Source organism: Tamlana crocina (assembly GCF_012037625.1).
Window position 1 is genome coordinate 1 of record NZ_JAAVJS010000081.1, and the last position, 635, is coordinate 635.

Genomic DNA, 635 nt, shown 5'->3' on the forward strand with positions numbered 1-635 from the left:
GGGATTACCGCTGATGTGGCCGAATCGGATATGGACTTAGGAATTACACTTCCGTACACATTTCCTGAACTATTATTTATTTCTTGGTAAATAATCTTTCGCATTTGATCTTCGGTTAACGCCTCATCGAACACGCGCACTTCATCAATACTTCCATTAAAGAGCATATTATGGTCGAGTGCCCTGGCCCCAATGGTAAAATAATCTGGAGAAGTGTAAATCGCACCAGATAAAGAAGCATCGTTGCTCGAGCCATGAAGCTCCCCATTAATGTAAGCCTTTAGCCTTGCCGAGGGTGACGTACTATCAAATATCAACGCTACATGCGTCCAAACATCTTTATCGATTTTTGATGCTGGGGTTATTGCCACATCGTTAACCTTGAACCAAACCTGACTTGAACTGTGCGTTTGGATGTGCAGGTTGCCAAAATTTAGCACATAAGATGAATTTAGAAAATTCTCGTCCAATTTTATCCAAGCCATTACCGTGGCCGCAGTATAGCCACCAAGGTCCAGGTCGCTGTCCAGGTAATCGTCAACTCCGTCGAAATCGATCGTCGCAGACGACGGCGGGTTCACATCGAAAAGGTCGCGGTAGTCCAAATCACCGCCAGTGAACAAATCGCCGTCGGC

The 635-nt window shown here is 45.5% G+C and carries 1 protein-coding gene; it reads right to left on the minus strand.

The genetic code is table 11. The features are described from left to right. A partial coding sequence (locus HC176_RS15710; RefSeq protein WP_167919930.1) for a LamG domain-containing protein occupies positions 1-635 on the minus strand: 635 nt, incomplete at both ends.